Genomic DNA, 25,729 nt, shown 5'->3' with positions numbered 1-25,729 from the left:
AATAAAGAGCTGATTCATAGGGATAAGCTGTTTCAACGATCTTTATTTAAAACATGGTATTGGTGTTGGCACTTTGTTCAGGAACGGCTTGTTGCACATCCCAGTGTTCGACAATTTTCCCATTTTCAACACGGAAAATATCGACAATCGCAACACCACGATCTTGTGCATTTTGAGTCGAATGTACATGTAAAAAGACCAGATCACCTTCTGCAACTGCACGTTTAATCACACTTTTTGCTTCAGGGTTTTCTTTAAAATGACCTGTGAAAAAGTCAACAAAAGGGGCTTTTCCATCTGGAACATGCGGATTGTGTTGAATATATTGATCACCAATATAACGGTCAGCATAGGCTTTCACTTGATGTTTTAAAAAGACACCCTCATAAAAATCAGTCACAATTTTTTTATTCTGTTCTGCAAACTGAGCTTGAGAAAGTGCATTCAAGGTTTTAGTGCTTACAGCAGCGGCAGGTTGATTTGGATTTTGATTACATGCTGTTAAAAGTAGAGGTAAAAAAAGCAAAGGAATAAGGATCTTTTTCATTGTAAAGCTCAATTTTTCGATTTGTGTATCGAGATAGTGAGTGTTATATCAAGTTTTTTATAGTGATGAAATGTCGCTGTTGTTTTATCTTTTAGTAAAATTAAAACTTACCTAAAGGTAAGTTTTAATTGAAATTATTGACTTATTTTTTTAAATGAGATTTAGATACCCATGCCCAAAGCATTTCACATTTCACAGGTTCTTGTCCTGTCTCATCGGTAACTACAATAGAGACCAGTGTTTCGCCTTTTTCTGTATTTTGCATCAAATTTTGCTGTTCATCGGTCAACGTAGCAACGGCTTTCATATCGCCTTTTGAAGGGCGTTTATAATCAATATGCATACTTTTAATTAATACGATACATGAGTCTGGTACATTTATACCTGTGACAAAACCTGTTGCTGTTTCAGCAATCAGCGCCATCGCACACGCATGCAATTGTCCAATATGGTTTTGCATTGCGCGATGATTTTTGATTTCAACAATCACTTGTGAATTGCTAACTTCTAAGTATCGAATATTGGCTGTACCGACCATGGGTACGACTCGTCCAAAAGCTTTACTCCATAGCGTGCTACGAATTCCTTTTGGAAATTTAGATGTCGCTTTGACTAATTTTGATAAACGATTGGACTGAGTCATGTTTAAGCCTATTGTGTACAAAAAGACAGATTAGTCTTTGAAATTGTTAAATTGTAAAGGCACACCAAATTGTTGTTCTTTTAAGAACGCCATTGCCTGTTGTAAAGTATCGCGTTTTTTATCTGTGACACGAATTTTGTCGCCTTGAATAGAAGATTGCACTTTGATACCACTTTCTTTAATGGCTTTATTAATTTTTTTTGCAGTATCCGAGTCAAGACCATCTTTAAGCTTAATCACTTGAATAACATTTTTACCTGAAGCCGTCATTTTTTGTGGATCAAGTGCTTGAATATCAACTTTACGTTTAAAGAAATGATTTTCTAGCATGCTATACACTTGCTCACATTGAAAGTCACTTTCAGTGGTAATTTTAATTTCTTTGTTTTTTTCACTGAAATCAATAGAAACGTCTTGTCCACGGAAGTCAAAACGTGTCGCAATTTCTTTTTGCGTGTTTTGAACCGCATGATTTACTTCAAAAACTTCTAATTCAGAGACAATATCGAAAGAAGGCATGGTTTAGACCTTTACAAAGGGAAAGAATATCTGAGATGCTAGGGATGTTTTCTTCATTTGCCAAGTGTTGTTTACATCAAAGGAGTGCACAATGATCCGTAAACAAGAAATTACAACATTTGAGTTCCCAGAAAATGCTGTTATCTGGGATGTTCGTGACGCAAAAGCATTTGCTGAGGGTCATGTTAAAGGTGCTGTAAATCAGCCCATTGATGGCTTAGATGCAAATAGCCTCAATCAAGTGGCGTCGGATCAACCGATCTATATTTTATGTGGTGGGGGGAGTAAAGCACCTCGTGCTGCAGAGCAACTAGAAGAGATCGATAGCTCTCGAGATTATGTGGTTCTTATGGGAGGCACGCGTGCAGTACGTGACGCAGGTTTGCCTTTAGAACACGGTATGTAAAGAGAAGCGCCCATGAGGCGCTTTTTTATGGGCAGATGAAATGCGTTAATTATCCCGATAAAGGGGTTTTTCTCTATTCAGTGTTGAGTTTTTACATCATTTTTCTATTTTTCTGAGCAAAGCAGAATAAAAAAGAACTGAGAATGTGGATGCAAGATGTTTAAAGATTACATTGGCTTTTGATAGTATGGTTTCTTCGGTTTAATTTTCTTCTGAAAACGCCTCGGATTTAATTTTTGCAGTATTCCACTGGGAACAGGGCAAGCCTCACCTAAAGCCAAAGCAACTAAAATTTCACTACAGATGGGCGCAAATAAAAATCCTTTAGAGCCTAGAGCCGTAAACGTATAAATTTCTTCATCATCTTGCATTTTTCCGACCAATGGAAAGTAGTCTAGACTTTGTACCCGTACAGATGCACGTCCTTGCCACTCTTTAATCGGCGGAAGAGTTCGTGCATATTCAGGAAAGACACTATGCATCAGGTCATAATTATGTGCGTGATCTTCCATTAAAACGTCATCATCATTTCTGTCTGGATAGAAAGAGGCACCGAGAAGTAAGTTTTGATCATCGAGTTGCATGCAATAGCCTGCATAACTATAAGCTTGATCAAATCCTAGACTTTGATGTTGATTATTGAACCAACTAACTTGTCCACGAATCGGCTTTAATGCTGAATGTTTTGCAAAGAATGTTTTGTTATTTAAAGCACAACAGACCACGACATGATTAAATGGTCCAAACTGTTTTTGATATTCATCATAGATGGTGAGTTGATTGTGTTCTAATGTTTGAATGGATTCAACATTCACCTGTTTAAACTCAATCAGAGGGTGTTGCAAAATTTGCTCAGACAGTTGATGTGGTGAAATCGTGCCTGCTTGAACAAGTTGTAAACTCGGAAACTCAGTTTTTAGTTCTAATTCTTCTGCTATTTGTGCTCGAAGAATGTGTTCTGGATATTGCTGAGCAATACTTAATGTTTCTTCAACATCTTTTTGAACCAGTTGATTGATGGCAATGGAGCGAAAGGCTGAAAATTTTTGATAATGACGTAATGCATGTTGCCAAGCCAAAGTCATTAAATGTTCAGCACTTTGTGCAATCGGATTGAGTTTAGGATTCAGTAAGGCAAGAGGATTGCCTGAAGCGCCAGATAAAGGCGCTAATTGATCGTAAATCGTGACTTGATGACCGCGTTGAGCAAAGCCCCATGCACAAGTTAAACCTGCTACTCCTGCGCCTATAATCGCAATTTGACGTTGTTTAAGTTGTACCGTAGCATCAAGCCCAATTTCTTGTTGCATAGCATCTGAATTTTGTTGCTGGATCTTAGACAATTCATTTAATTCTGGCGCTTGCCAAATAGCTTTGAGCATTTCATTTTTATGCCCAAAACCTTTCGGGCGTGAAATGCGAATACCATGCTGTTGTAAGCCACGCTTAAGTACGCCTGCAACACTAAATGATGCAAATGTTGTCCCAATATCAGAAAGACGAACAATATGATTTAAAACATTTTCTTCCCAGATATCTGGGTTGTATGAGGGTGCAAAGCCATCTAAAAACCAAGCATTTATGGGTGTTGTTTTATGAATACTCGGAAGGACATCATGCACATCGCCAAACCATAAATCTAAAGTGAAGCGTTCCTCAAGAAAACTTAAACGATGACAGCCTGCTATAGCGAATGGATATTGTTGAATCAGTTGCTGCGCTAAAGTTTGTAATTCAGGCCATGCATTTAACGCACGAATTAAATCATGTTTAGTTAAAGGGAACTTTTCGATACTGGTGATATGCAAATGACTATGATTACTAGGACGAACTTGTTGCCATAATTGCCATAAGGCTAAAACGTTTAAACCTGTTCCAAAACCTGTTTCTGCAACATGAAAATATTCAAAGTCTTTGAGATGGCCTAAACGAATTGGTAAATCATTACCATTTAAAAAGACATGACGTGTTTCTAACAGACCATTGTCCTTAGAAAAGTACACATCACCAAATTGTTTAGAAACAGGAATATCAATTCCATCAATACATTGCCAATCTAAGTCAGCAGTTTGAATGGCTTTGGACAAAGCAGCATAATCCTTTAAAAGAAACGAGTCAGTGGATTACCACTGACGACGACGTTTCGTATAGACATAACTTGCAATTAAAAAGCCCAATAATACGCCAACTGCAATGGTTGCAGCGCCATAGAGAAACATTTGAGCGCTGGCTTCACTTTGTAAAACTTGAACTTGAACACCCAAGCTATCATTTTTCAGCTGTAACTCTTGGTTTTGCGATAAGGCTTCTAAATTGGCTTTTTCAAGTTGCTGTAAACGAGTTGCTTGGTCTTTCACTAAGGCTTTAACTTTGGCTTCTTGAGAGACTTTTTCTTTTGCAATCTGTTCTGCAGTCAAAGGCTTATTTTCTTGCGCCTGTGCTTGAGCATGATTGCTTACATTTGCACCCGCCACAGCAGAAATGATACTAGGCTTAAGTGCAGGTTGGTTTGGATTCGCTGGAGCTGTTGCAGTCGTTGCTTGAACTGCGGGAGCCGAATTCTGTGATGGAGGTTCAGCCCATGCAGATGAACAAATTAACGATAAGCCGAGTAAGCTTTTGACCACAACATGCATCTTATTATCCTTTAGGCAATGCTTTATTAAATGGTTTTACATCCACATGGCTATAGATACCTTCTTTTATAAAAGGTTCATCTTGTAGCCATAGATCAAGCGCTTCTCTGCTATCAAAATCGAGAATCATGGTGCTACCATAGAAACCTGCATGTGGATTTTCACGATCTTTCGGCATCGCACCCGCAACGATAACACGACCTTCGGCATCTAATTTTTCTAAACGTACTAAATGTTGAGGGCGTGTTGCAAGGCGTTTTTCTACTGTACCTTCGTGATCAGTACATGTAATTACAAATAAAGGCATATCACTTCTCTAATTTTATAAAAAATTATTCATCGGAAGACTTAAAGTGCTTACGTAAAATAATAAACTGGATAATGATAAAGGAAAACATGACAATCATGTCGCCAAATGCGGTGAATTCGCCCCAATATTTCCCGCCTGCATATAAAAAGGCAAAAAATACATGCAATAAAGACATAACAATAAACATCACTGCCCAAGCATAGTTCAGATTTTTCCAACCTTGCTCAGTTAAGTCCAATACTGGACCAAATAATCGCTTAATTAGCGGTGTACGTTCTTTACCAACAAATGGAGAAAGAAGGAAAGCGCCTGCAAAAACTAAATTTAAAAGTGCTGCTTTAAGGCGAATATAAAAGTCATCACTCAGCATTAATGTAATACCACCAAAAATGACCGTCATAAACAACACAATCCATTGTTGTTTTTCTAAACGGAATTTTTGCATCACAAATAATGCGCCATAGACAACCAGCATCGAAATAATAAGTCCAGTGGTTGCCACTAAGATATTATTATTATCGATTCCCCCTGCAGAACCAATCAACTCTAATAAAGGATGATGTGTATCTTTAGGATCTACGGTTTTATATAAATAAAAGAAAATTATGAGTGGCACAAAGTCTAAAAGTGCTTTCATGTTAAAGTATCTAGTCTGTTCAGGTGGATGGGATAGTATAAGAGATGCAAGGCGTAGATTTACATACACATAGTAATATTTCTGATGGAACTTTATCTCCAGAGCTGCTTGTGCAAGCTGCTGTTGAAAAAGGGATCCACACACTTGCTTTAACCGATCATGATACGATGGATGGCTTAAAACAAGCTGAATTTGTTGCGAAAGCTTATCCAATCCGTATTATTTCAGGTGTTGAGATATCCAGTCAGTGGTCTAGACCTGCAACGAAAAAAAGTTATGGGGTGCATATTATTGCGTTAAATATGCAAAATCATGAACCTTTACAAAAGCTTCTTGAACAACAAAAAAAGATTCGAGCAGAACGTGCTCAGAAAATTTGTGATTTACTCACTCCTTTAATTGGTGAGGATATTTATGCAGATGTTATTGTAAAAGTAGACGGTATTGCAGACCGTATTACTCGTACACATATTGCGAAAACACTCGTAGAAAAGAAATATGTAGCAAGACCACAACAAGCTTTTGATAAGTACATTAAAGAAGGCAAAAAGGCTTATGTCAAATTTGATGGTTTAGGTTTGGCTGAAACCATTGAAGTGATCCATCAAAGCCAAGGGTTTGCTGTGTTGGCTCATCCGACACGGTATGATTTATCTGCAACCAATGTTCGTTATTTAATTGAGCTGTTTGCAGAACATGGTGGTGATGCAATTGAGTTACCTCCCTCCATTGAACCCTTATCTACTCGTCAAATGGTGGATCGAATTATTGCGGAACATGATTTAAAAGTTTCTGTGGGAAGTGATTTTCATGGTGATAATATGCCGTGGATTCGACTAGGCAATATTCCAAAAGTAAAAGAAGGACAAGTTGGAATTTGGGAGAGTTTTGTTTAGCGTTGTATCAGCTTATTTGTTGAATAGCATTCTATTTTAGAATGCTATTTTGACCATGAAATGAGTATTGAATAGGAATTTCAAAATTTATTTTGATTAAAAAAAGTAACCAATTGAAAAAGCAAACATTTTATTGGTGTCTTGATTGTCACCTTGAGCAAGTGAAGTGCTACTGCCACCAACAGCAGGATCATTCTTACTGATGATATATTCTGCCTGAACACCGATGTCTTTGTAGAAGAAATACACACCCGCATTGAGTCGTTCTGAATCAAGCGAGCCTGTTAGATCTTTGTAATACTTACCATAAGATAGATAAGGTTTAATTTCAGGAACATTTTCAAAAGGTTGTTTAATCGAATAATTGATTTCATTCAACATGAACTTTCCATCATTGGCCACTTGATAAGAATAATCACGCGCACCTAAGGTCGAATCATTTGGATGTAATGCATCAGCATTGTCTACTTTTTGTTGTCCTGCAATAATCAACCATTGCCAGTTTTGGTAATCCGTTGTCGCAAAAGCATTCCAAGAGTCTCGTTTACCCGTTTCACCACTGATTCGATTGTCTAGGTCAGAGTGCAAATATGATGCACCAACTTCAGTTTTAAAGTTTTTTTCTGCATCAATTTTAAATGTTTTAGCAAAGCGTGTTGCCCAGATATTTTCTTCTTCAATATGTGTGCCATTTTCAATGTCATCGGCTTCAACATAACTCACGCCATAACGACTTGAGTCTTTACTGACACCTTTAAAATTACCACCATCTTTTGGATAGAAACCAAGTGCAAAAGCGTAGTTATTTTGATTTAAGTTGTACTTTATACCGACGTTTTCTACGCCTTCAAAGCCCATTGATGAGAAGAGTGAACCATAGTTGGTATTACCCCAATATCGACCAAAACCGAACTCAACATCTTGTTGTCCAACTGAAACACGACTTTTTTCAGAAAGCTTATAACCCAACCAAGCATCACGGATAAAGACTGCATCACATAAACGGTCATATTGATAGCAACGCGCTTCGAAAGAGGCAAGCCAATTGGGATTTTCATAATTTAACATCAGTTTGATATCGAGAAATTTAAATTGTCCATTGCTTGAGCCTTCGCTCATATCATCGGCGAAATCTTTGTAGACATAAGCACCACGAACAGCACCGCCAATATTTAAGCCACCTAAATCCGTTTTTGAGTCACCAATATTGATGGTTCCTGCATATGCAGAACCTGTACCAATGAGTGTAGAAAGCGCAAGAAGGGTATAAATTTTATTCATCTTAATAAGTCCTTGTTTAAGATGGGGGTATAAATGACTGCTGAAAATAAACAGGCAAAGAGCAAGCGCTCAATACAAAAAATGATGTATTGAGGCATTGCGAAATGATTCAATTGAGTTTGAAATAGTTGAGGTTTTGCTTAAATTAAAGTCACTGACTTGAGGTTGAGCAACTCAACGTTATGGCACTTTCCATGCGCTTTGTACTTGTTGAGCGACCGCAGGGTAGTCCATGACAAAACGGACATGAGTTTCGACGCCTGTTTTTAATGTGGCATCATCCACAATAAACTCAGGACTATGGTTTGGTGCAGCTTTATCCATATCTTGATCTTTTGGCGTTGCACCTAAGAACACAAATAAAGACGGCATGAGTTTGCCATAGTAAGCAAAGTCTTCACTGGCACTGGCGTTATTGCCCATCACATGAAGTTGTGATGCACCTGCTGCAGACTCTAAACTTTTTGCCATGAGCTGAGTCAGCGTTTTATCGTTATACGTGACAGGTGCATAAGACGATAATTCCACTTCAGCTTTGGTGTTGTTAGCAAGCGCAGTGTTTTTCACCATTTCAGGTAAAAGTTTTAAAATATTTTGACGAATATCTTCTTGGTTAGTACGAATCGTACCTTGCATATTGACTTCATTTGGAATGATATTGCTGACTGTACCACCAGATATTTGACCTACTGAAACAACTGCCATTCCTTTGGTCAGGTTAGAATAACGACTGATCAAAGTTTGCATGTTGGTAATCACAGCAGCAGAAGAAACAATCGGATCTTGACCTGCCCAAGGCATAGATGCATGCACTTGTTGTCCAATGATTTTAATTCGGAATTCATCTGCACTATTTAAAATAGCGGCATCTTTATAAAAAATATTTCCGCTTGGCATACCCGCGATCACATGCATACCAAACATCACTTCAGGTTTTGGCTGATTCAATGCACCATCGGCAATCATTTTTTGTGAACCGACTTGATCGCCGTATTTAGAACTATCTAAATCGGCAGCACCTTCTTCAGCAGGCTGAAATACAAAGATAACTGTTCCTAAGATTTTATCTTTATTTGCTGCAAGAATTTTAGCAGCACTAAGTAACATTGCTGTATGCGTGTCATGACCACAAGCATGCATGACAGATTCTTCTTTACCTTGATAAAGCGCTTTAGTTTTACTGGCAAAAGATAACCCTGTTTTTTCCAGAACAGGCAAAGCATCCATATCCGCACGGAGTGCCATAACGGGACCAGGCTGAGCACCCTTAAGAATACCAATGACCCCTGTTTTTGCGAATCCAGTTTTTACTTCAATACCATAAGATTTGAGTTCTTTTTGTACCATCTTGGATGTGTTAAATTCCATATTCCCTAGCTCGGGGTTTTGATGGATTTGATGGCGTATCTGAATAGTATGGTTTTCTTCTGTTGCGACAGAACTTTTGATCCAATCGGCAAAACTTACTTGAGTGAGTAATAATAATGGCGTTGCAAATAATATTTTTTGAAACTGATTCATAATATATTACATCCTGTAAATAATAATTAAAAAATTTCAAGGATTATTCCAGTATTTTTTATTAAATTCAAAAACTTTATAAGTATTTTAATATGTGAGCAGGGTATTTGGAATACATCTGTATTTTTATTGATCGATAGATATTTAAATGTGCTAATAATATTGATTTTAAAGGCTTGGTATCGCTTTTTAGTTGGTTGAAGTTTAACTTAAGCATGTTATTTATTAATCAATTTTTGTGAATATTTATAGAGATAAAAATGTTTTAAAGCATTTTTATTAATCTGAAATAGGATGAAGATTAATATAGAAAAATTATATGATATTTTAATATTGATCTTATCTTATTATAAAATTAATATATAATTTTGGATGTTTTAAAATATTAAATAGGTGAATAATTAAGTTATAAAATGAACAGTTTTTTTGTGTTTTTAATATACGGTAAGCTTGGTTACTAATTGATATTCAAACATATAGATAATTTCTGTTATATCAACGTTTTTTCTTATAAGTACGACTTAAAATTTTGATCATTCAAAGAGAAACTTAAACATAAAAACGCTTAAAAATTTTAAATTTTAAGAATTTCATTCATTTTTCAATATAAAAATCTGTTTCATTAATGATTTAAATCATCTTTTGAAATTTTTCTTTTAAAAATACTTATTGTTAATAAGTATTAAAAAAAAGCTTAAGAATTGAAGAGCCAGTCAAAATACAGTTTTAAGCTAAGTCATTTAATACTCTAGTCTGATTTTTTATCCACTGATAGTTCAGCATGATGATGTCATAGATTATTGTTTCAATTGGAAGGTAAACAATGCGTCGTCAATCATTATGGATAGCTATGTGTACTGCGACAGCGGTATTAGGGACAACTGCAACACATGCAGGGTTTGTTGACGATAGTCAAGTTCAGCTTAAATTACGAAATTTCTATTTAGATCGTCAGATAGATCAGCCTGATCCAACCAAACCACAAGATTTTGGTAGTTGGTCTCAAGCTGTCACATTGGATGCAAAATCGGGTTATGCAGACATTGGACCTGTAAAAGTAGGGATCGATGTTCTTGCGCAATATGCTTTACGTTTAAGTGGTGATCGTGGTGATAACGACTTTATCATGCCATACAATTATCAGACCCATGAACAAGCTCGTGATAACTTTAAACTCGGAGCGACTTTAAAAGCCAAAGTCAGTCAGACTGAGTTACGGGTGGGTGAAATTTTGCCAATGACGCCAGTGGTTCATTTTGATCCATCACGTCAGTTACTCACCACCTTTGAAGGGGTTTGGTTAGAATCGAAAGATTTAAAAAATACCAAAATCACTTTAGGTTACTTAGATGGCGTAAATGCGCGTTATGAAAATCAAGTGCAAGATTTCAAGCTTTGGCCGAATGAACTGGCGACAGAAAAAAGTCAGGTCAAGTCAGGGGATAGTGATGGTATGTATGTCGCAGGTATTGATTATCAAGTCACACCTGAATTCGCAGCAAGCTATTTCTATGGCGATGTGACCAATATCTATCGTCAAAATTATCTTGGTTTTACATATAATAAAAAATTAGATGAGCACAATAAAGTTACTGCGCAGGTTCGTTATTTTGATAACCAACAGTCGGGTGATGCTTTATATGGTGAGATTGATAATCAAGCCTTATCACTCAAAGGTATTTGGGCACACGGAAATCATACGATTGATGCAGGCTATCAACAAATGTTTGGTGAAAATGGTAATCACGCCGCATTTTTCCCAACACTTTCAGGTTGGGTACCTCAGCCTTATTTAGCCAATTGGTCTGTTGCGAGTTTTATTCGTAAAGATGAAAAATCATGGAGTCTCGGCTATACCTATGACTTTAAAGATGTTGGTGTCTCTGGTTTAACCGCAACAGTACGTCATTATGATGGTTGGAACATTCAGAATAGTAATGGTACACGAGGTAAGGAAGATGAAAATAACTTAATCGTGAACTATGTGATGCCTGAAGGGAAGCTTAAAGGCTTGGGCTTTCAATGGATGTTGATTGATGTGAATTATCACAATGTGCCTGGTTTTGTTGATTTGATTGAAAATCGAATTGCAACGACTTATACCTTTAAGTTCTAATTTTTAAGATGACAAAAAGAACGACATGGATGTATCGTTCTTTTCTTTTAAGTAATATATCTTTATTAAAAACAATAACTTAAATAATCGTTATTTTATGGGTTGTCATCGTAAATAAGTATCAGTTGATGCTTGCTGAACCTGTAATATTAAGCTGTAAAATTGTCGAATTTATCATTATTCAGCGTGCCATTGAGTCAATCAAGCACGTATCAATGCTATACGAGGAGTAGGTATGAGCACTGTACAAGTCCCAGATTATAAAACTGATGCATTTTTTGGTTTAGAAGATAAATGGATTGAAACTGCTGAAGGCGAGTTAACTCACTATCATGAAGTAGGTGAAGGAACGCCTATTCTATTTTTGCATGGTTCAGGTACAGGCGTATCTGCTGCGGCAAACTGGTGGTTGAACTTGCCACAAATTGGTGAGCAAGCACGTTGTATCGCCATTGATACCATTGGTTATGGTCAAACTGTCGTTGCGCCAAATACTGCTTATGGTATCCGTGCTTGGGTAGATCATGCGATTCGTACTTTAGATGCTTTAGGTATTGAAAAAACTTGGGTGGTGGGTAACTCACTCGGTGGTTGGTTAGCTTTCCAAATGGTACTGGATTACCCTGAGCGAGTTCTCGGTATTGTTTCTATGGGTACAGGCGGTGCGAAACAAACTGCGGCATTGAAAGCGCATGCAAACCCTGAGTTAACTGTAGAAGGGATTAAAAAGACACTTTCTATGTTTGTAGTGAACAAAGACTTGATCACTGATGAATTGGTTAAAGTACGTTTTGCTTCAGCTACAAATGACTATGCATCGAATCGTTTGATGGATGTTGTAGGCGCACGTGATCGTGACCGTTTTGAGTTCCCACTCGACTTCGATAAAATGAAAGACATTACAGTGCCAGTATTGTTGATTCACGGCGTACAAGATGTGGTGATTCCTGTTTCTCGTTCATGGGATATTTTAAATACAGTTCCTCATGCAGATGCTCACATTTTCAGTCAGTGTGGTCATTGGTCTCAAGTGGAAAAAGCGGAAGAATTTAATACTGTGATTAAAGATTATTTAACGGCTCGTGGCGTGTAATTTTCTTGAGTTGAAGATTTGATTATAGTGCTAAAAAAAGGATGACTGAGGTCATCCTTTTTTATTGGTAAGTCGTTTTGAGAAAGATAGAAATAATTAGGATGGGGTAATCAAGCTCGCTGCCACATTAATACAAATCGCTAGAATTGTAGTGTTAAAACAATAGGCTAAAAGGATGTGCAAAATATTCAAAATACGCATCGATTTTGTAGTGATCGATACATCCGCTGTTTGCGCCGAAGTTCCAATCACATAACTGAAATATAAAAAATCAGGATAGGTTGGTTGAACTGTTTTAGGAAAATCTAAACCACCTTCTTTATTTGCTTTTAAAGACAGATAAAAGTCGTGTGCATAGTGAATGGCAAACACCGTATGCATAAAAAACCATGCAGAAATAATGGTGGTGATGGACAGTGCAATATGTCCTATTTTAATGCTGTGTTCTTTGGGAAGATGGGTCAGTTCAACAATAATCGCAATGAAGCACATCACCAAAGTCAGAATAACCAGAAATAAAATGATCCATTTACTCGGGTCTTGCTGCTGTGCTCTTTTAAGGATGTGGTGTGAATCACTATTCCATAACGCTTTCATGGTCATAAATAAGTAGCAATATACGGCAACATTCCAACCCAATAATAAATTGGTTGACCATGCCCACGGCGATGCGAAGTTTAAAGCAATAAAAAGAATCGCTGCAACAAGAAAGGTTAAAAAAAATCGTGGGCGATAAATCACACCATTTTTAAGCCGATGTAAGGTGCGAGTCACGATATTGTCTCCTCAATGTTTATTATTTTGTTATCTAGATGCTCTGTATACGTTTATGTATGCTTCCTGAGCGGAGAAATACATAAAGCGTTTGCACATATTGATACAAGATGACTTTTGCTGCCTGAATAAATTATAAATTCATTTTTGCGCTTATTCGACTTAAGTTGTAGGCATTTGGTTTTTAGTCGATACAGGAAACAGTTTTATAAGCTGTATAAAAAGGAAACAACTTAGCATGATCGAAAATTTGTTTTAAATATTGTTTAAAACGATCAAAAAACATATAAAAGCGATGTGATTGATGAAAATTAAGTCACCACCATTTTGTTTTAAAATAGTGGTGTGGTGACTTTAGATCAAGATTTCAATTAAAAATTAACTTTCAGAACGATTAACATCCAAATAGAAAACATTGGTTAGTAATTCCATAAACTTTTTGATCGCAACCGAGCTAGATTGCTTGCGATAGCTGACATATAAGTCTAAAGAAGGCAATTCAATATCCAACGGTCGAATCACTGTATTACTCATGGTCAGTGGTGCAATATAACCAGGCAGAATAGTGCAGCCTAAACCCATACCTATGGAGTTGATATTAAATAAAATATTATCTGCTTTTTGCACAATGTTGAATGTAATGTTATTGGCTTCTGCAAAGGCCAGAATCGTGTCATGCAGTGTTTGAGATTGCTCTGCAGCTGGAATAATAAAGTCTATTCCGTTGAGTGCTTTGACTGGAATTCGCTCATATTTAGCCAAAGGATGATCTTGAGGCAATATAAAAATAAGAGGTTCACGTAAAACAAATTTACTTTCAATTTCTTCATTATGAAAGTTATGACGGGTAAAGGTAATATCCAAGTCACCTTTTTTAATGCCACGCATTTGTTCAGTATTGTTTAGGCTGAGCAATTCAATTTTTAGCTCAGGGTTTTGAACACGCAAATTAGGCAGGACATAAGGGAAGATTTTCATTTCGGCAACAGGCACAAAACCGATGCGTAGAAGTTGTTGTTTTGCCTTGAAAACTTGTCTTGCCATAGCGACTGCTTTTTCAGCCTGAGCCAGTGTTAAGCGGGCTTGTTCAAGAAAGACAGCACCTTCTTCAGTCAGTTCAACTTTGCGTTTAGTACGGTATAACAATTGCACGCCAACATCTTCTTCTAAGTCTTTGATTTGCTGACTTAGTGAGGGTTGAGCAGTATACAGCTTGAGTGCAGCCTTGCTGAAATTGAGTTCTTCTGCGACCGTGACGAAGTATCTAAGGTGTCGTAATTCCATATCAATTGTCCCTGATTTTCTAAAAAGAGTAATCCAAAAAATGTCTTAACATCATTTTGCATGAGTATAATCTATAAACAATGATGTCGTGAAGATGGTTATACCATTTATAAAATAAATGATATTTAGAGGTTGATATTATTTTTAGTATAGAAAATACAGCTCATAATTATTCATAAAAGGTCTTAATTAAAACAAAATAAATATTTCCCTAAAGCTCGTATGAACAGCGATCATCTTTGCAAAGATGAGCCTATTTACGTTGTGACCCCCACGTTTGTCGCAGGAGAGTTTTCATGAATGGAAAAATTGATGTGCGTGAAATCGATGCTTTAGTCGATGCACAAAATGGACGTATCTCACCATCCATCTACACAGATCCAGATATCTACGAATTAGAGTTGGAACGCGTATTTGGGCGCACATGGTTGTTTCTTTGTCATGAAAGCCAAATTCCAAAGGCGGGTGACTTTTTTAATACATATATGGGTGAAGACCCAATTATTGTAGTTCGCCAAAAAGACGGCTCAATTAAAGCATTATTGAATCAATGTCGTCACCGTTCAATGCGTGTGAGTTTTGCGGATTGTGGTAATACCCGTGCATTTACCTGCCCATACCACGGTTGGTCATACGGCACAGATGGCTCACTGAAAGATATTCCGCTTGAAGATCGTGCATTTCCACAAGGCGCTTGTAAAGAGAAATGGGGGCTGATTGAAGTCAACCGTGTTGAGTCTTATAAAGGCTTAATCTTTGCATGTTGGGATGAAACAACCCCAGATTTAATTGAATACATGGGCGATATTGCTTGGTATTTAGATGGTGTGGTTGATCGTCGTCCGGGTGGTACGCAAATTATTGGTGGCGTGCACAAATGGGAAATTGATTGTAACTGGAAATTTGCAGCGGAACAGTTTGCATCAGACCAATATCACGCATTGTTCTCACATGCATCTGCGATTCAGGTGTTGGGTGCAAAACCTGATGATGAAGGTTCTAAAAAATTAGGTGCAGCGCAAACCGCACGTCCTGTATGGGAAACGGCTAAAGATGCCATTCAATACGGTTCACGTGGTCATGGTTCAGGTTTCTTCTTTACCGAAAAGCCAGATGCAAATGTATGGGTCGATGGTGAAGTAGCGAATTACTTCCGTGAAACATATGAAGAAGTCAAAGAGCGTTTAGGCGAAGTCCGTGCATTACGCCTTGCGGGTCATAACAATATGTTCCCAACCATGTCTTGGCTCAACGGTACAGCAACACTTCGCGTTTGGCATCCACGTGGTCCAAATAAAACTGAAGTTTGGGCATTTTGTATTGCAGATGCTGAAGCCTCTCAGGAAGTGAAAGAAGCCTTTGAGCGTTCAGCAACACGTGCATTTGGCCCTGCGGGTTTCTTAGAGCAAGATGATTCTGAAAACTGGATTGAGATTCAAAAAGTATTACGTGGTTATAAAGCACGTAATAACAAACTCATTATGGAAATGGGTTTGGGTAATGAGAAAAAACGTGAAGATGGTATTCCGGGCATTACCAACTACATTTTCTCAGAAACTGCAGCACGGGGTATGTACCGCCGTTGGGCAGATTTACTGATCCATGAAAAATGGGAAGATGTCGAAAAAGCAACAAATGAGTATGAACAGGAGCTAACGAAATGAGTCAAATCAGTTTAGAGCTTCAACATCAGATTAGTCAGTTTCTTTATCAGGAAGCAAAACTACTGGATGACTGGAAATTTCGTGATTGGCTTGCTGTGTTAGCAGAAGATATTGCTTATACATTACGTACCACACCCAATGCACAAACACGTGATCGTCGTCGTTCAGTTGAGCCACCAACAACGTGGGTATTTAACGATACCAAAGATCTTTTGGAACGCCGTGTGGCACGCCTTGAAACAGGCATGGCTTGGGCAGAAGAGCCTCCATCACGTACTACGCATATGGTGAGTAATATCATTATTGAACCGACCGATGTGGATGGTGAATATGATGTACATATGACGTATTTGCTTTACCGTACTCAAAAAGAAAAAGATGTGACGATTTACTGCGGTAAGCGTCATGACAAAATTCGTAAAGTTGAAGGCGGTTTAGGGTGGCAGATTTTCAATCGTAAAATCATCCTAGATCAAGTGACGTATAACTCACATAACCTGAGCGTATTTTTCTAATGAATAAAATTTTTGTATGTCAAATTGATGAGTTGGACGAAGGCGAAGCGCTAAGAGTCGATTGCGGTGTAAATGGTATCGAAGCACTGGCTGTATTCAATAATGGTGGTGAATTCTTCGCCATGAATGATCGTTGTTCGCATGGTAATGCCTCAATGGCTGAAGGTTATTTGGAAGATGATGGCACAGTCGAATGTCCACTTCATTCAGCACGCTTTTGCTTAAAAACAGGTGAAGCACTGTGTTTACCTGCAACAGATCCAATTAAAACATTCCCTGTAATTATTGAAGACGGTGCGCTATACGTCGAAATGGCAGGAGAATAAAGATGGGCTGGCTCGAAGGTGAAGTTGCACTGATTACAGGCGGTGGTTCAGGTTTAGGCTTGGCTTTGGTTGAGCGCTTTCTTGAAGAAGGTGCGAGTGTTGCAGTACTACAACGTTCACGGGAAAAAGTTGATGCCTTGAAAGCACGTTTCGGTGACAGAATTGTAACCGTAGCAGGTGATGTTGCCAACTTTGCCGACAATGTTCGTGCTGTTGAAGCGACTGTAGAGCGTTTCGGTAAACTGGATTGCTTCATCGGCAATGCAGGTATTTGGGATCACTATGCTGACATTGTGAATATGTCTGGTGAGCAATTGGAAAAAGCCTTTGATGAAATCATGGGGATTAATACCAAATCGCTGATTCTCGGTGCCAAAGCAGCCTTAAATGCATTAATAGCTTCTAACGGTTCCATCATATTTACTTTGTCTAATTCAGCACTCTATTCTGCAGGCGGAGGCCCGATCTACACAGCGTCTAAGCATGCAGGTGTCGGTGTCATGAAAGAATTAGCCTATGAGCTTGCGCCTAAAGTACGAGTGAATGCGGTTGCGCCATCAGGTATGAATGTCAATATCAAAGGTGCTGCATCATTGGGTCAGGAAAACTTAGGTTTACTGGATGCACGTGATCCTGAAAAAATTGGTCGTGGTATGCCTTTAGGCTTTTTACCTGAACCTGAAGATATGACGGGTTCGTATGTATTGCTCGCTTCACGTGCCAATAACCGTCCATTGACAGGTGTACTGATCAATGCAGATTGTGGCTTAGGAATCCGTGGTTTACGTCAGCCACGTGCAGGCTTCTTTGATGAATGATTCATTTATTGAATTTTAATTTAAACCCTCATCTTTGTTCAAAAGAGAAGGTGTCTTGCATTCAAATAAGTATTTCATATTCGGTATTTTTCTCTTTTTAATGATCATCCTTTAAAGGTGCATAGCGTGGCTGTGCAAAAAGGGTAATTAGGGAATACAGTCACTGAGTGAGTGCTTCTATTTTCGGAGTCAAACATGACCGTTAAACTGATTTGTGCTTCTCATAGCCCTTTAATGGAATTTGCTTCACCTGCGGAAAAGCGTCAGGAAGAAGTAGTTCGTGCGACTTTTGAAAAGTTGGCAGCAGAAGTTAAAGCTTATGATCCAACCTTAATTATTACTTTTGGTCCTGACCACTTTAATGGCTTCTTTTATGATTTGATGCCAAGTTTCTGTGTGGGTATTCGTGCCACAGCAGCAGGTGATTGGGATTATGGTAAAGAGAACAATAAAATAGATGTGCCTGAAGATACCGCTATTGATTTGGTGCGTACTGTTTTAGACGAAGGCGTAGATGTTGCTTATTCTTATCGCATGCAAGCGGATCATGGTGTAACGCAACCCCTCCATTTTCTCTGTGGTGGGCATCTTGATCGTTACCCAACGATTCCTATTTTTATTAATGGTGCAGCCGCACCAATGCCGACGACAAAACGGACTTTAGCTTTAGGTCGTGCGGTAGGTCAGTTCATCAAATCACTGAATCTTGAAAATGAACGTGTCTTGATTCTCGGAACAGGTGGTTTATCGCATGATCCACCCACACCACAAATGGGTTCAGTACCCGTTGAAGTTGAGGAATTCCTCATTGCAGGGCGTAACCCAACAGAAGAAGCACGCAATATTCGTCAAGCAAAAATTATATCTGTTGGACAGCGTTTAGCTGCAGGGGATAAATCGGTTGCTGTACCTTTGAATCCTGAGTGGGATAAAAATTTACTCGAACTATTCAAAAAAGCTGATTTTTCGACCATTGAAAAAATGACTGAAGATGACATTCGTAAAGAAGGTGGTCGTGGTGGTCAGGAAGTTCGTTCATGGATGGCAGCTTTTGCTGCTCTTTCAGTATTGGGCGAATATGAAATGACCACGCATTGCTATGAAGCAATCAGTGAATGGATTGCGGGCTTTGGCATTGTATCTGCAGAATTGAAGGGTTAATACTATGAGCAAGAGCAATATCGAAACCATCGTGATCGTGGGTGCAGGTCAAGCAGGTGCAAGTGCGATTTTAGAACTTCGTGCGAATAAATACCAAGGTAAAATCATTTTGGTCGGTGATGAAATGCATCTTCCTTATGAACGCCCACCGTTGTCTAAAGATGTGATTTTAAAACCCGAAGGCACCAAAATTGAAATTTTGTCAGAACAGAAATTGGCAGATTTAAATGTCGATGTGATTCGTGGCAATGCTGTGGTGAAAATCAATCCGCAACAACACAACATCGAACTGCAAAATGGTGATGTGATTGCTTATGACAAGTTATTACTCGCAACAGGTGGCGCTGCACGTCGTTTACCTGATTTTGATGCATTAGGTAAACACGTTTATACCTTGCGTAATCTTGAAGATTCACAAGCCCTTGTTCCTGTATTACAAGCAGGTCGCCGTATTCTCTTAATTGGTGGTGGTGTGATTGGTTTAGAACTTGCATCTTCTGCACGTTTTAAAGATTGCCAAGTGACAGTGATTGAAATGGGTTCGATGGTGATGGGACGCTGTTCACCGAGTATTTTGAGCGAATTCTTATTGGCACAACATCGCCAAAAGGGTATTGATATCCGCCTTTCTACTCAAATTACGGCTTGTCGTCTTGAGCTAACTCAAGCGGGTGAAGAAGTTGTGGTCACGCTTGTAAATGGTGAAGAACTTCGTGCCGATGCTGTGGTTTATGGTATTGGGATTATTCCAAATGCTCAGCTTGCTGTTGAAGCAGGTTTAGATACTGATCTTGCCATTAAAGTGAATCAAAATTGCCAAACATCAAATCCTGATATTTATGCTGCAGGAGATGTTGCGACACAATTGCGTGAAGATGGGCAATATCGCCGTGTGGAAACATGGGAAAATGCCAATAGTCAGGCAGGTGTTTTTGCTCGTCATGTGATGAATATAGAACATCCTGTGGCGAATCCTGCATGGTTCTGGACAGATCAATTAGACCTTAATTTCCAGTTCGTTGGTGATATGGCTGCGCAGGAGTGGCATATTCGTGGAGACATGGATGCAACACTAGGTGCAGATTCATCCTTTGTGATGTTTGGCGTGAATAATGGTCAGATTGTTGCAGGCATTACGGTGAATGCCGCTAAAGAAATGCGTCATTTGAAAAAAATGATTGCCAAACAAGCAGTATTTACTTCAGATAAGCATCTTGATTTATCACTTGATTTGAAAAAAGTTTAATTCAACATTGAGTGAATTGAAAAATCAGATGCTTAAACAGGTTGTTGAATTGATCTTGTGATTTTCATGAGATTGGTTTTTCACACTAAACAGACCCGAGGAAGGACCCCCAAAGGTCTGTTTTTTTTATAGAGATGAACTCAAGCTAAAATAAAGTAGTATGTTGGGCATGACATTTTATGTCACATTGTACATATTATTGTTCAATTAGATTCTTAACTTAAGCGTTGTTCAACGCCTACACGATGATTTAATGTGAATTCTTGATGGGTACGACGTAAATGAAGAATCGGGAATGGATTACCTTCAGCATCAAACTCAGAGCGCGCAACTTGTTCAAAGCCATTTTTTTGATAGAAAGTGAGCGCATTGGGATTCTGTTCATTAACATCGACTTCTTTCACACCCAATGATAAAGCATGATCAAGCAAAATGGAGCCGACACCTTGTCTAAAATAGTGTGGGTTGATAAATAGCATTTCTATCTTTTCGTAAGCAAGACCAATAAATCCTGCAATTTCATCATTAAGTTCAATATGAAAAAGTTGAACATGATCGAAATAATTATGTTGAATAATCAATGTCTTAATTTGAATTATTTGTTGTTCATTCAGAAAGTCATGTGTAGAGCGAACGGATGCTTCCCAAATTTTTAAGAGTTGTTTATGTTGTATTGGTCTCGTATTTTTTATATTGGCATGAACAGGTTGCATAAACGAATCGCTCGAATGTGAAAAACAACAAAAAATAAAGAAAAATCACATGCTGTTTCGCTAATATGAACGAAGTTGGGTATAAAAATCAAATCTATGTATTTAATGAGAAAAATTGGGACAATTAATGTCAGATTCTAACAAAATTGTTGTATACGCTGCGCTTTTTGGTAATTTAGCGATTGCCCTAGTGAAATTCGTTGCTGCTTATATCACCAATAGTTCTGCTATGCTCAGTGAGGGGATTCATTCTGTTGTTGATACTTTAAATGAAATATTGTTGTTGTATGGTATGAAAAAATCACAACAACCTGCAAATTATCAGCATCCATTTGGCTATGGGCGGGAATTATATTTCTGGGCATTTATTGTTTCTTTGATGGTTTTTGCTTTAGGTGCAGTGGTATCCATCTATCAAGGGATTCAACATATTCGTCAACCCGAAGAAATGCTATCACCCTTCATCAATTATATTGTGTTGGCTTTTGCGATTGTATGTGAAGGGGCATCATGGTTGGTTGCGCTAAAGTCATTTAAAAAGACCAAAGGTAAATTAGGATATTTTGAGGCATTTAGACGGAGTAAAGATCCAACCACATTTACGGTATTGTTTGAAGATTCAGCTGCACTGATTGGACTTTTTATTGCCCTGATTGGAATTTTCCTTGCACATCAATTGAATATGCCTATCCTCGATGGCGTAGCTTCTATCCTGATTGGTGTTGTTTTGGCTATTTCTGCTTTACTTTTAGGTCGAGAAACCAAAGGCTTATTATTGGGTGAAACCGCAGATCCACAATTAAGAAACAATGTATTAACCATTGCACAACAAGATCCATCAGTTTTATCTGCTAATGGTGTATTAACTGAACAGATGGGAGCACATCAAGTGATTGCTTCTTTAAGTTTAGAATTTAAAGATCATTTAACTTCTGATGATATTGAAGTATGTGTAAATCGAATAGAATCAAAAATTAAGAAAATTCATCCTGAAATTGTGGCATTATTCATCAAACCACAAACTAAACAGGTTTGGTTGGAACGAATGAAAGGGCGTTTAGAGTAGCAATGTCTAAAGAAATAAAAATAGATCGTGTTGAAGACCGAACTATGGCAGATTCAGAAATATCAACAATTCCGAAAGCGCAATTACATTATCGTTTAACAACAGAAGAATGTATGTCCCATATGTGGAACAAACCTACATTTAATGTTGTGGCTTCGAACCATCATAATGGTGAAAAATTTCACAATGAAATTCGTAACCCAAATGGGCGTAGTCGTTGGAATTTGTTTAAATGGTTGATGAGTCGAAAATCAAGTACATGGAAAGTTGATACTCAAAAAGAAGCCAAAGAGTTTTACGCATCGAAACGAACGTTACCTCAAAACCGACCACAGGCTGATCTAAATGATTGGCAAGTGTGGTTTGTTAGTCATGCCACTGTACTGGTACAAATTGGTCCCTATAATTTTTTGACTGATCCTGTTTGGGCAGATCATGTGAGTCCAAAGCAAGGGCGTGGTCCGAAACGAGTGATTCCTGCTGGAATTGCATTAGAGCAACTTCCAGAGATTCATGCAGTCTTGTTAAGTCATAATCATTATGACCATATGGATTTGGCTTCTTTACGCTGGTTGCATCAAAAATTTTCCATGCCTATTTATACTGGTCTAGGGAATAGCCATTATTTACCCAAAGAGCTGTATGTTATTGAAATGGATTGGTGGCAATCCGCTTTATTTAAAGAACTTAAAATAATTTATACCCCAGCACAGCATGGTTCTGGGCGTGGTTTACGTGACCAAAATGCAGCGTTATGGGGCGGATTCTCCATTTTGTCTGAGCATGGTCATTTCTTCTTTGCAGGTGACACTGGTTATTCACCACATTTTAAAGAAATTCAAAAGCGCTTAGGTGCACCACGTATTGCTTTATTGCCAATCGGAGCTTATGAACCTCGAGCTTTAATGCGCTATATGCATATGAATCCGCAAGATGCGTTTCAAGCACATTTAGATTTGCAGGCGAAACGCTCCTTGGCAATACATTATCGAACCTTCCAACTGACAGATGAAAGCCGTGATCAACCTGAGCAAGATTTGCAAAAGGCAATGAAGAATTCATCTAAGCTAATGAACCCTTTTTATTGCATTCGAGAAGGGCGAAAGTTGGTGGTTTAATAGATATAGGCTTCTTGCATAAAGCTTTTTTGATTGTTCTTTTAGGAAAAAGTAAAAAATAATGAATATCGTGATGCAAGAAGTCTCTTATACTTAAAGAAAGGATTCAGTGATGAGAAAAATAATTTTAACAACATTACTCATAGGATTAACCATAGCGACTGTTCATGCGAAAAGTGTCAGTGTTGTTGATTCTGCTGTTGATTCTGCTGTTGATTCTGCTGTTGATTCTGCTGTTGATTCTGCTGTTGATTCTGCTGTTGATTCTGCTGTTGATTCTGCTGTTGATTCTGCTGTTGATTCTGCTGTTGATTCTGCGGCTAGTAGCTCTCAAACTCAACATAGCATTAAGCCTTTAAGTGAAAAATATGCACTAGAATTTGGTGATCAGTGGGATTTGATTCATCAGAATTCAAATGCAAAATTTTTTGAAAGTAATAACACGATGATCGATGGTGCAGAGTTTATTCAGGCTTGGATTAAGCGAGTAGATACTGGTAAAAAATCTCAAGTGATTCATTACTATCAGCTGATGTGTACCGATAAGACCTTTAATATTCTGGAAAAGTTTCAAAGTCAGGATGACGAAAAATATAAATTAGTCAAAAAAGTAGATTTTTATCGTCAGGTTCAGCCATTCAGCAAGGCAGGTGATGAGCAGCCCGTTTTTGAAAAGCTTTGTAAAGAAAGTGCTGATTTTATGAAAGCTTGGAAGTAAGTGCAGATATAAGCAGTAGAACAATCTACTTCATTGGTTCATCGGAGATGATGCTGTGAAATTCATCTTTTATATATGTGTATTGATGTCCCTTTTTGTACAAATTTTATATATGTGTATTGATGTCCCTTTTTGTACAAAGTTTTGCACATGCCCAAACTATTCAAATTAATCACCAAGCTTTCGAATTAAAAACAGTAATGAAAGAAACAGAAGAAGGTTTTGAGCGTCAAGAGATTGAGTTATATCGAGATGATCATCAGCTTTTGACTCATACGCTTCGTTTAGAAACAGGTGATTGTAGTATTGTTTCGATTGAATTAGGTGATTATGAAGTTAAAAATAATCAGATCATCTTTTATAGTTATTAGGCTTCGGCAGATCGCCAAGGACTATGGATGTATCCATATGGTGTGCGAAAACAAGTCTATGTTGTTGATGCAAAAGGCACAGTAAAATTGTTGAGTTCGGTTATTTATGTTGAAGATATTATAGGTGATCCACTGAAGAGCAATCCACAAGAAGAATATCTTCAGTTTCTACATACAGAAGTAAAGACTGAGCAGCAGCGTCAGTCTTTGCATGATTATATTCAAATGATACAAAAGAAGTATAAAGCAAGATTCGTGCATGGGCAGGAAAGAGCGCTCTTACTTAAAGAAGTGAAAACTAAATTAGCAAAGCAAATAACAACTGAAACAAAAGACTGGAAAGAAATGTATGGCAGTAGTGCGAAAATGTAATGTGTTATTTTTAGCAACCATCAAATATTTTGCAGTGTACTCATCCGTTTCAAGGTGATTTTTCACTGAGGAATTGAAGTGCCACAATAGAAAGTACAGCCATTGCAACATTCATCACAAATGGATTAAAAGCTTGGCTGAAATAAGAGGAATCGGTGAAAAACACCATCATAGCCAGTCCAAACATACCAAAAATATTCAAATAATGGATCAGTTTTGATTGTCTAAAAATTAGGAAGAAAGCCCCAAAAATGATTTCGATATAACCTGCAATTTGAATCAAAATCAGCATGGTGATTTCATCAATGCCATTGAGTTGCCAAAGACGTTGTTCATCTAAAGCACGATAGAGCAACTTTGGTATGATGCCTTGATAGATCCATAAAATTGCAAGAGTGATATTAATGGTAAGTAAGGCTTTACGAATCGTTGTAGTGGTTTCTAGATGATTATTTTGCATGAATCGCATCTTCTAAAAAGTGAGACTTATTTTCAGCAGATGGGAGCAAGCAGTAATCTGTTGTACCAAAAAGTTGATAACGGTTTAATGCAATTCGACGGTATAAAAAATCACGAAGAAAACGTGGCATCAGATAGCCAGTTGCTATAAGTGAAAAGGGTAATCCTATGCTTTGCATAACTTTAATTAAGGCAGTTGATTCTAGATAGCGTTGACCATCTTTAATGACTAGCATTGTGCTGTATTCAGTAGTCGACATATCGTAATGTTTTAAAATGGCTTCACCTAAAGGTGATTGCACCGATGCCAGTTTAAATTGAGCATGTTTGTCATACTGAATGATAAATTTTGCCCAACCATTGCACAGCACACAGATTGCATCAAACAGAATGATGTCGTGTTGTTGGATGATATCTTCTATTTTTTGCTGCATATCTGAGCCTGTTTTATATTTTATTATTAAGATTATGCTTTTATTCGCGAGTTGCTCACTTAAATACAGCTTTTTTACTGAAAAT

29 protein-coding genes are annotated in these 25,729 nt (G+C 37.8%); 15 read left to right on the top strand and 14 right to left on the bottom strand.

The features are described from left to right. Positions 1-46: 46 nt before the first annotated feature. From B9T35_RS08070 to B9T35_RS08060, 3 genes are all read right to left on the bottom strand, one after another. Entirely contained in the window at positions 47-547 is a 501-nt protein-coding gene (locus B9T35_RS08070; protein WP_086190606.1) for an ester cyclase, read from the bottom strand. A gap of 142 nt (positions 548-689) precedes the next feature. After that, positions 690-1,190, bottom strand: a complete 501-nt coding sequence (locus B9T35_RS08065) for a DUF4442 domain-containing protein (protein ID WP_086190605.1) — start codon at positions 1,188-1,190, stop codon at positions 690-692. Positions 1,191-1,220: 30 nt separating this feature from the next. Continuing rightward, positions 1,221-1,709 carry a YajQ family cyclic di-GMP-binding protein gene (locus B9T35_RS08060; RefSeq protein ID WP_086190604.1) on the bottom strand — a complete coding sequence of 163 codons (489 nt, stop codon included), beginning with the start codon at positions 1,707-1,709 and terminating at the stop codon, positions 1,221-1,223. Between the two features lie 91 nt (positions 1,710-1,800). Between B9T35_RS08060 and B9T35_RS08055 the strand changes: the two genes are divergently transcribed. Continuing rightward, positions 1,801-2,115 (top strand): rhodanese-like domain-containing protein, encoded by a 315-nt coding sequence (locus B9T35_RS08055; RefSeq protein WP_086190603.1) that lies wholly within the window; start codon positions 1,801-1,803, stop codon positions 2,113-2,115. 167 nt (positions 2,116-2,282) lie between these two features. On the opposite strand, the gene mnmC is transcribed toward B9T35_RS08055, so the two are convergent. From mnmC to B9T35_RS08035, 4 genes are read right to left on the bottom strand one after another with little or no spacing between them, the layout of a single operon-like run. Then, positions 2,283-4,202 (bottom strand): FAD-dependent 5-carboxymethylaminomethyl-2-thiouridine(34) oxidoreductase MnmC, encoded by a 1,920-nt coding sequence (gene mnmC, locus B9T35_RS08050; protein ID WP_086190602.1) that lies wholly within the window; start codon positions 4,200-4,202, stop codon positions 2,283-2,285. A 36-nt stretch (positions 4,203-4,238) separates the two neighbouring features. Beyond that, a complete protein-coding gene (locus B9T35_RS08045; protein ID WP_086190601.1) occupies positions 4,239-4,751 on the bottom strand; it encodes a hypothetical protein in 513 nt (170 codons plus the stop codon). A 4-nt stretch (positions 4,752-4,755) separates the two neighbouring features. After that, positions 4,756-5,058, bottom strand: coding sequence for a YciI family protein (locus B9T35_RS08040; protein WP_086190600.1), 303 nt, complete (start codon positions 5,056-5,058; stop codon positions 4,756-4,758). Between the two features lie 25 nt (positions 5,059-5,083). After that, positions 5,084-5,698, bottom strand: coding sequence for a septation protein IspZ (locus B9T35_RS08035; RefSeq protein ID WP_086190599.1), 615 nt, complete (start codon positions 5,696-5,698; stop codon positions 5,084-5,086). Positions 5,699-5,742: 44 nt separating this feature from the next. On the opposite strand from B9T35_RS08035, the gene B9T35_RS08030 reads away from it, so the two are divergent. After that, the gene (locus B9T35_RS08030; protein ID WP_086190598.1) at positions 5,743-6,594 is read left to right on the top strand and encodes a PHP domain-containing protein; all 852 of its coding nucleotides are present in this window, start codon (positions 5,743-5,745) and stop codon (positions 6,592-6,594) included. Positions 6,595-6,690: 96 nt separating this feature from the next. On the opposite strand, the gene B9T35_RS08025 is transcribed toward B9T35_RS08030, so the two are convergent. Further along, entirely contained in the window at positions 6,691-7,875 is a 1,185-nt protein-coding gene (locus tag B9T35_RS08025) for a porin (protein ID WP_086190597.1), read from the bottom strand. 180 nt (positions 7,876-8,055) lie between these two features. Further along, positions 8,056-9,396 carry an amidohydrolase gene (locus B9T35_RS08020; RefSeq protein ID WP_086190596.1) on the bottom strand — a complete coding sequence of 447 codons (1,341 nt, stop codon included), beginning with the start codon at positions 9,394-9,396 and terminating at the stop codon, positions 8,056-8,058. Positions 9,397-10,219: 823 nt separating this feature from the next. Here B9T35_RS08020 and B9T35_RS08015 point away from each other — a divergent pair. Continuing rightward, a complete protein-coding gene (locus tag B9T35_RS08015) occupies positions 10,220-11,512 on the top strand; it encodes an OprD family outer membrane porin (protein WP_086190595.1) in 1,293 nt (430 codons plus the stop codon). 235 nt (positions 11,513-11,747) lie between these two features. After that, a complete protein-coding gene (locus B9T35_RS08010; RefSeq protein WP_086190594.1) occupies positions 11,748-12,605 on the top strand; it encodes an alpha/beta fold hydrolase in 858 nt (285 codons plus the stop codon). 96 nt (positions 12,606-12,701) lie between these two features. Here B9T35_RS08010 and B9T35_RS08005 read toward each other — a convergent pair whose 3' ends face one another. Both B9T35_RS08005 and hcaR read right to left on the bottom strand, forming a co-directional pair. Next, entirely contained in the window at positions 12,702-13,379 is a 678-nt protein-coding gene (locus B9T35_RS08005; RefSeq protein ID WP_416202426.1) for a DUF1345 domain-containing protein, read from the bottom strand. Positions 13,380-13,757: 378 nt separating this feature from the next. Beyond that, positions 13,758-14,663 (bottom strand): DNA-binding transcriptional regulator HcaR, encoded by a 906-nt coding sequence (hcaR, locus tag B9T35_RS08000; protein WP_086190592.1) that lies wholly within the window; start codon positions 14,661-14,663, stop codon positions 13,758-13,760. A 296-nt stretch (positions 14,664-14,959) separates the two neighbouring features. On the opposite strand from hcaR, the gene hcaE reads away from it, so the two are divergent. The 6 genes from hcaE to hcaD all read left to right on the top strand — a co-directional run bounded on the left by hcaE (position 14,960) and on the right by hcaD (position 20,393). Continuing rightward, the gene (gene hcaE, locus B9T35_RS07995) at positions 14,960-16,327 is read left to right on the top strand and encodes a 3-phenylpropionate/cinnamic acid dioxygenase subunit alpha (protein ID WP_086190591.1); all 1,368 of its coding nucleotides are present in this window, start codon (positions 14,960-14,962) and stop codon (positions 16,325-16,327) included. Then, positions 16,324-16,842 (top strand): 3-phenylpropionate/cinnamic acid dioxygenase subunit beta, encoded by a 519-nt coding sequence (hcaF, locus tag B9T35_RS07990; protein ID WP_086190590.1) that lies wholly within the window; start codon positions 16,324-16,326, stop codon positions 16,840-16,842. Before hcaE ends, hcaF begins: the two co-directional genes overlap by 4 nt. After that, the gene (gene hcaC / locus B9T35_RS07985; RefSeq protein ID WP_086190589.1) at positions 16,842-17,168 is read left to right on the top strand and encodes a 3-phenylpropionate/cinnamic acid dioxygenase ferredoxin subunit; all 327 of its coding nucleotides are present in this window, start codon (positions 16,842-16,844) and stop codon (positions 17,166-17,168) included. Before hcaF ends, hcaC begins: the two co-directional genes overlap by 1 nt. Positions 17,169-17,170: 2 nt before the next feature. Next, positions 17,171-17,986, top strand: a complete 816-nt coding sequence (gene hcaB, locus B9T35_RS07980; protein WP_086190588.1) for a 3-phenylpropionate-dihydrodiol/cinnamic acid-dihydrodiol dehydrogenase — start codon at positions 17,171-17,173, stop codon at positions 17,984-17,986. A gap of 195 nt (positions 17,987-18,181) precedes the next feature. Next, the gene (locus B9T35_RS07975; protein WP_086190587.1) at positions 18,182-19,147 is read left to right on the top strand and encodes a 3-carboxyethylcatechol 2,3-dioxygenase; all 966 of its coding nucleotides are present in this window, start codon (positions 18,182-18,184) and stop codon (positions 19,145-19,147) included. Between the two features lie 4 nt (positions 19,148-19,151). Beyond that, a complete protein-coding gene (gene hcaD / locus B9T35_RS07970) occupies positions 19,152-20,393 on the top strand; it encodes a 3-phenylpropionate/cinnamic acid dioxygenase ferredoxin--NAD(+) reductase subunit (protein ID WP_086190586.1) in 1,242 nt (413 codons plus the stop codon). Positions 20,394-20,608: 215 nt separating this feature from the next. On the opposite strand, the gene B9T35_RS07965 is transcribed toward hcaD, so the two are convergent. Next, positions 20,609-21,106 carry a GNAT family N-acetyltransferase gene (locus B9T35_RS07965; protein WP_086190585.1) on the bottom strand — a complete coding sequence of 166 codons (498 nt, stop codon included), beginning with the start codon at positions 21,104-21,106 and terminating at the stop codon, positions 20,609-20,611. A gap of 127 nt (positions 21,107-21,233) precedes the next feature. Between B9T35_RS07965 and B9T35_RS07960 the strand changes: the two genes are divergently transcribed. The 5 genes from B9T35_RS07960 (at position 21,234) to B9T35_RS18635 (ending at position 24,751) form a co-directional block, all read left to right on the top strand. Next, a complete protein-coding gene (locus B9T35_RS07960; RefSeq protein ID WP_086190584.1) occupies positions 21,234-22,172 on the top strand; it encodes a cation diffusion facilitator family transporter in 939 nt (312 codons plus the stop codon). A 44-nt stretch (positions 22,173-22,216) separates the two neighbouring features. After that, positions 22,217-23,290, top strand: coding sequence for an MBL fold metallo-hydrolase (locus tag B9T35_RS07955; protein ID WP_416202428.1), 1,074 nt, complete (start codon positions 22,217-22,219; stop codon positions 23,288-23,290). Positions 23,291-23,402: 112 nt separating this feature from the next. Continuing rightward, complete coding sequence (locus tag B9T35_RS07950) at positions 23,403-24,008, top strand: hypothetical protein (protein ID WP_086190582.1); 606 nt, start codon at positions 23,403-23,405, stop codon at positions 24,006-24,008. Between the two features lie 122 nt (positions 24,009-24,130). Further along, a complete protein-coding gene (locus B9T35_RS18640) occupies positions 24,131-24,379 on the top strand; it encodes a hypothetical protein (RefSeq protein ID WP_228147104.1) in 249 nt (82 codons plus the stop codon). A 27-nt stretch (positions 24,380-24,406) separates the two neighbouring features. Further along, positions 24,407-24,751, top strand: a complete 345-nt coding sequence (locus B9T35_RS18635) for a hypothetical protein (RefSeq protein WP_228147103.1) — start codon at positions 24,407-24,409, stop codon at positions 24,749-24,751. Positions 24,752-24,800: 49 nt separating this feature from the next. On the opposite strand, the gene B9T35_RS07940 is transcribed toward B9T35_RS18635, so the two are convergent. Both B9T35_RS07940 and B9T35_RS07935 read right to left on the bottom strand, forming a co-directional pair. Continuing rightward, the gene (locus B9T35_RS07940) at positions 24,801-25,211 is read right to left on the bottom strand and encodes a DoxX-like family protein (protein WP_086190581.1); all 411 of its coding nucleotides are present in this window, start codon (positions 25,209-25,211) and stop codon (positions 24,801-24,803) included. Beyond that, positions 25,201-25,644 (bottom strand): thiol-disulfide oxidoreductase DCC family protein, encoded by a 444-nt coding sequence (locus tag B9T35_RS07935; RefSeq protein WP_086190580.1) that lies wholly within the window; start codon positions 25,642-25,644, stop codon positions 25,201-25,203. Before B9T35_RS07935 ends, B9T35_RS07940 begins: the two co-directional genes overlap by 11 nt. Positions 25,645-25,729: the final 85 nt, after the last annotated feature.

Origin of the sequence: Acinetobacter sp. ANC 3832, assembly GCF_002135415.1 — a bacterium.
Lineage (GTDB): Bacteria > Pseudomonadota > Gammaproteobacteria > Pseudomonadales > Moraxellaceae > Acinetobacter.
This window is presented reverse-complemented; position numbering and strand designations above follow the sequence as displayed.

Bases quoted from the DNA above. Each gene is read 5' to 3' on its own strand.
- B9T35_RS08070 (WP_086190606.1), bottom strand. From the start codon at position 547: ATGAAAAAGATCCTTATTCCTTTGCTTTTTTTACCTCTACTTTTAACA.
- B9T35_RS08065 (WP_086190605.1), bottom strand. From the start codon at position 1,190: ATGACTCAGTCCAATCGTTTATCAAAATTAGTCAAAGCGACATCTAAA.
- B9T35_RS08060 (WP_086190604.1), bottom strand. From the start codon at position 1,709: ATGCCTTCTTTCGATATTGTCTCTGAATTAGAAGTTTTTGAAGTAAAT.
- B9T35_RS08055 (WP_086190603.1), top strand. From the start codon at position 1,801: ATGATCCGTAAACAAGAAATTACAACATTTGAGTTCCCAGAAAATGCT.
- B9T35_RS08045 (WP_086190601.1), bottom strand. From the start codon at position 4,751: ATGCATGTTGTGGTCAAAAGCTTACTCGGCTTATCGTTAATTTGTTCA.
- B9T35_RS08040 (WP_086190600.1), bottom strand. From the start codon at position 5,058: ATGCCTTTATTTGTAATTACATGTACTGATCACGAAGGTACAGTAGAA.
- B9T35_RS08035 (WP_086190599.1), bottom strand. From the start codon at position 5,698: ATGAAAGCACTTTTAGACTTTGTGCCACTCATAATTTTCTTTTATTTA.
- B9T35_RS08030 (WP_086190598.1), top strand. From the start codon at position 5,743: ATGCAAGGCGTAGATTTACATACACATAGTAATATTTCTGATGGAACT.
- B9T35_RS08025 (WP_086190597.1), bottom strand. From the start codon at position 7,875: ATGAATAAAATTTATACCCTTCTTGCGCTTTCTACACTCATTGGTACA.
- B9T35_RS08020 (WP_086190596.1), bottom strand. From the start codon at position 9,396: ATGAATCAGTTTCAAAAAATATTATTTGCAACGCCATTATTATTACTC.
- B9T35_RS08015 (WP_086190595.1), top strand. From the start codon at position 10,220: ATGCGTCGTCAATCATTATGGATAGCTATGTGTACTGCGACAGCGGTA.
- B9T35_RS08010 (WP_086190594.1), top strand. From the start codon at position 11,748: ATGAGCACTGTACAAGTCCCAGATTATAAAACTGATGCATTTTTTGGT.
- hcaR (WP_086190592.1), bottom strand. From the start codon at position 14,663: ATGGAATTACGACACCTTAGATACTTCGTCACGGTCGCAGAAGAACTC.
- hcaE (WP_086190591.1), top strand. From the start codon at position 14,960: ATGAATGGAAAAATTGATGTGCGTGAAATCGATGCTTTAGTCGATGCA.
- hcaF (WP_086190590.1), top strand. From the start codon at position 16,324: ATGAGTCAAATCAGTTTAGAGCTTCAACATCAGATTAGTCAGTTTCTT.
- hcaC (WP_086190589.1), top strand. From the start codon at position 16,842: ATGAATAAAATTTTTGTATGTCAAATTGATGAGTTGGACGAAGGCGAA.
- hcaB (WP_086190588.1), top strand. From the start codon at position 17,171: ATGGGCTGGCTCGAAGGTGAAGTTGCACTGATTACAGGCGGTGGTTCA.
- B9T35_RS07975 (WP_086190587.1), top strand. From the start codon at position 18,182: ATGACCGTTAAACTGATTTGTGCTTCTCATAGCCCTTTAATGGAATTT.
- hcaD (WP_086190586.1), top strand. From the start codon at position 19,152: ATGAGCAAGAGCAATATCGAAACCATCGTGATCGTGGGTGCAGGTCAA.
- B9T35_RS07965 (WP_086190585.1), bottom strand. From the start codon at position 21,106: ATGCAACCTGTTCATGCCAATATAAAAAATACGAGACCAATACAACAT.
- B9T35_RS07960 (WP_086190584.1), top strand. From the start codon at position 21,234: ATGTCAGATTCTAACAAAATTGTTGTATACGCTGCGCTTTTTGGTAAT.
- B9T35_RS07955 (WP_416202428.1), top strand. From the start codon at position 22,217: ATGGCAGATTCAGAAATATCAACAATTCCGAAAGCGCAATTACATTAT.
- B9T35_RS07950 (WP_086190582.1), top strand. From the start codon at position 23,403: ATGAGAAAAATAATTTTAACAACATTACTCATAGGATTAACCATAGCG.
- B9T35_RS18640 (WP_228147104.1), top strand. From the start codon at position 24,131: ATGTCCCTTTTTGTACAAAGTTTTGCACATGCCCAAACTATTCAAATT.
- B9T35_RS18635 (WP_228147103.1), top strand. From the start codon at position 24,407: ATGTATCCATATGGTGTGCGAAAACAAGTCTATGTTGTTGATGCAAAA.
- B9T35_RS07940 (WP_086190581.1), bottom strand. From the start codon at position 25,211: ATGCAAAATAATCATCTAGAAACCACTACAACGATTCGTAAAGCCTTA.
- B9T35_RS07935 (WP_086190580.1), bottom strand. From the start codon at position 25,644: ATGCAGCAAAAAATAGAAGATATCATCCAACAACACGACATCATTCTG.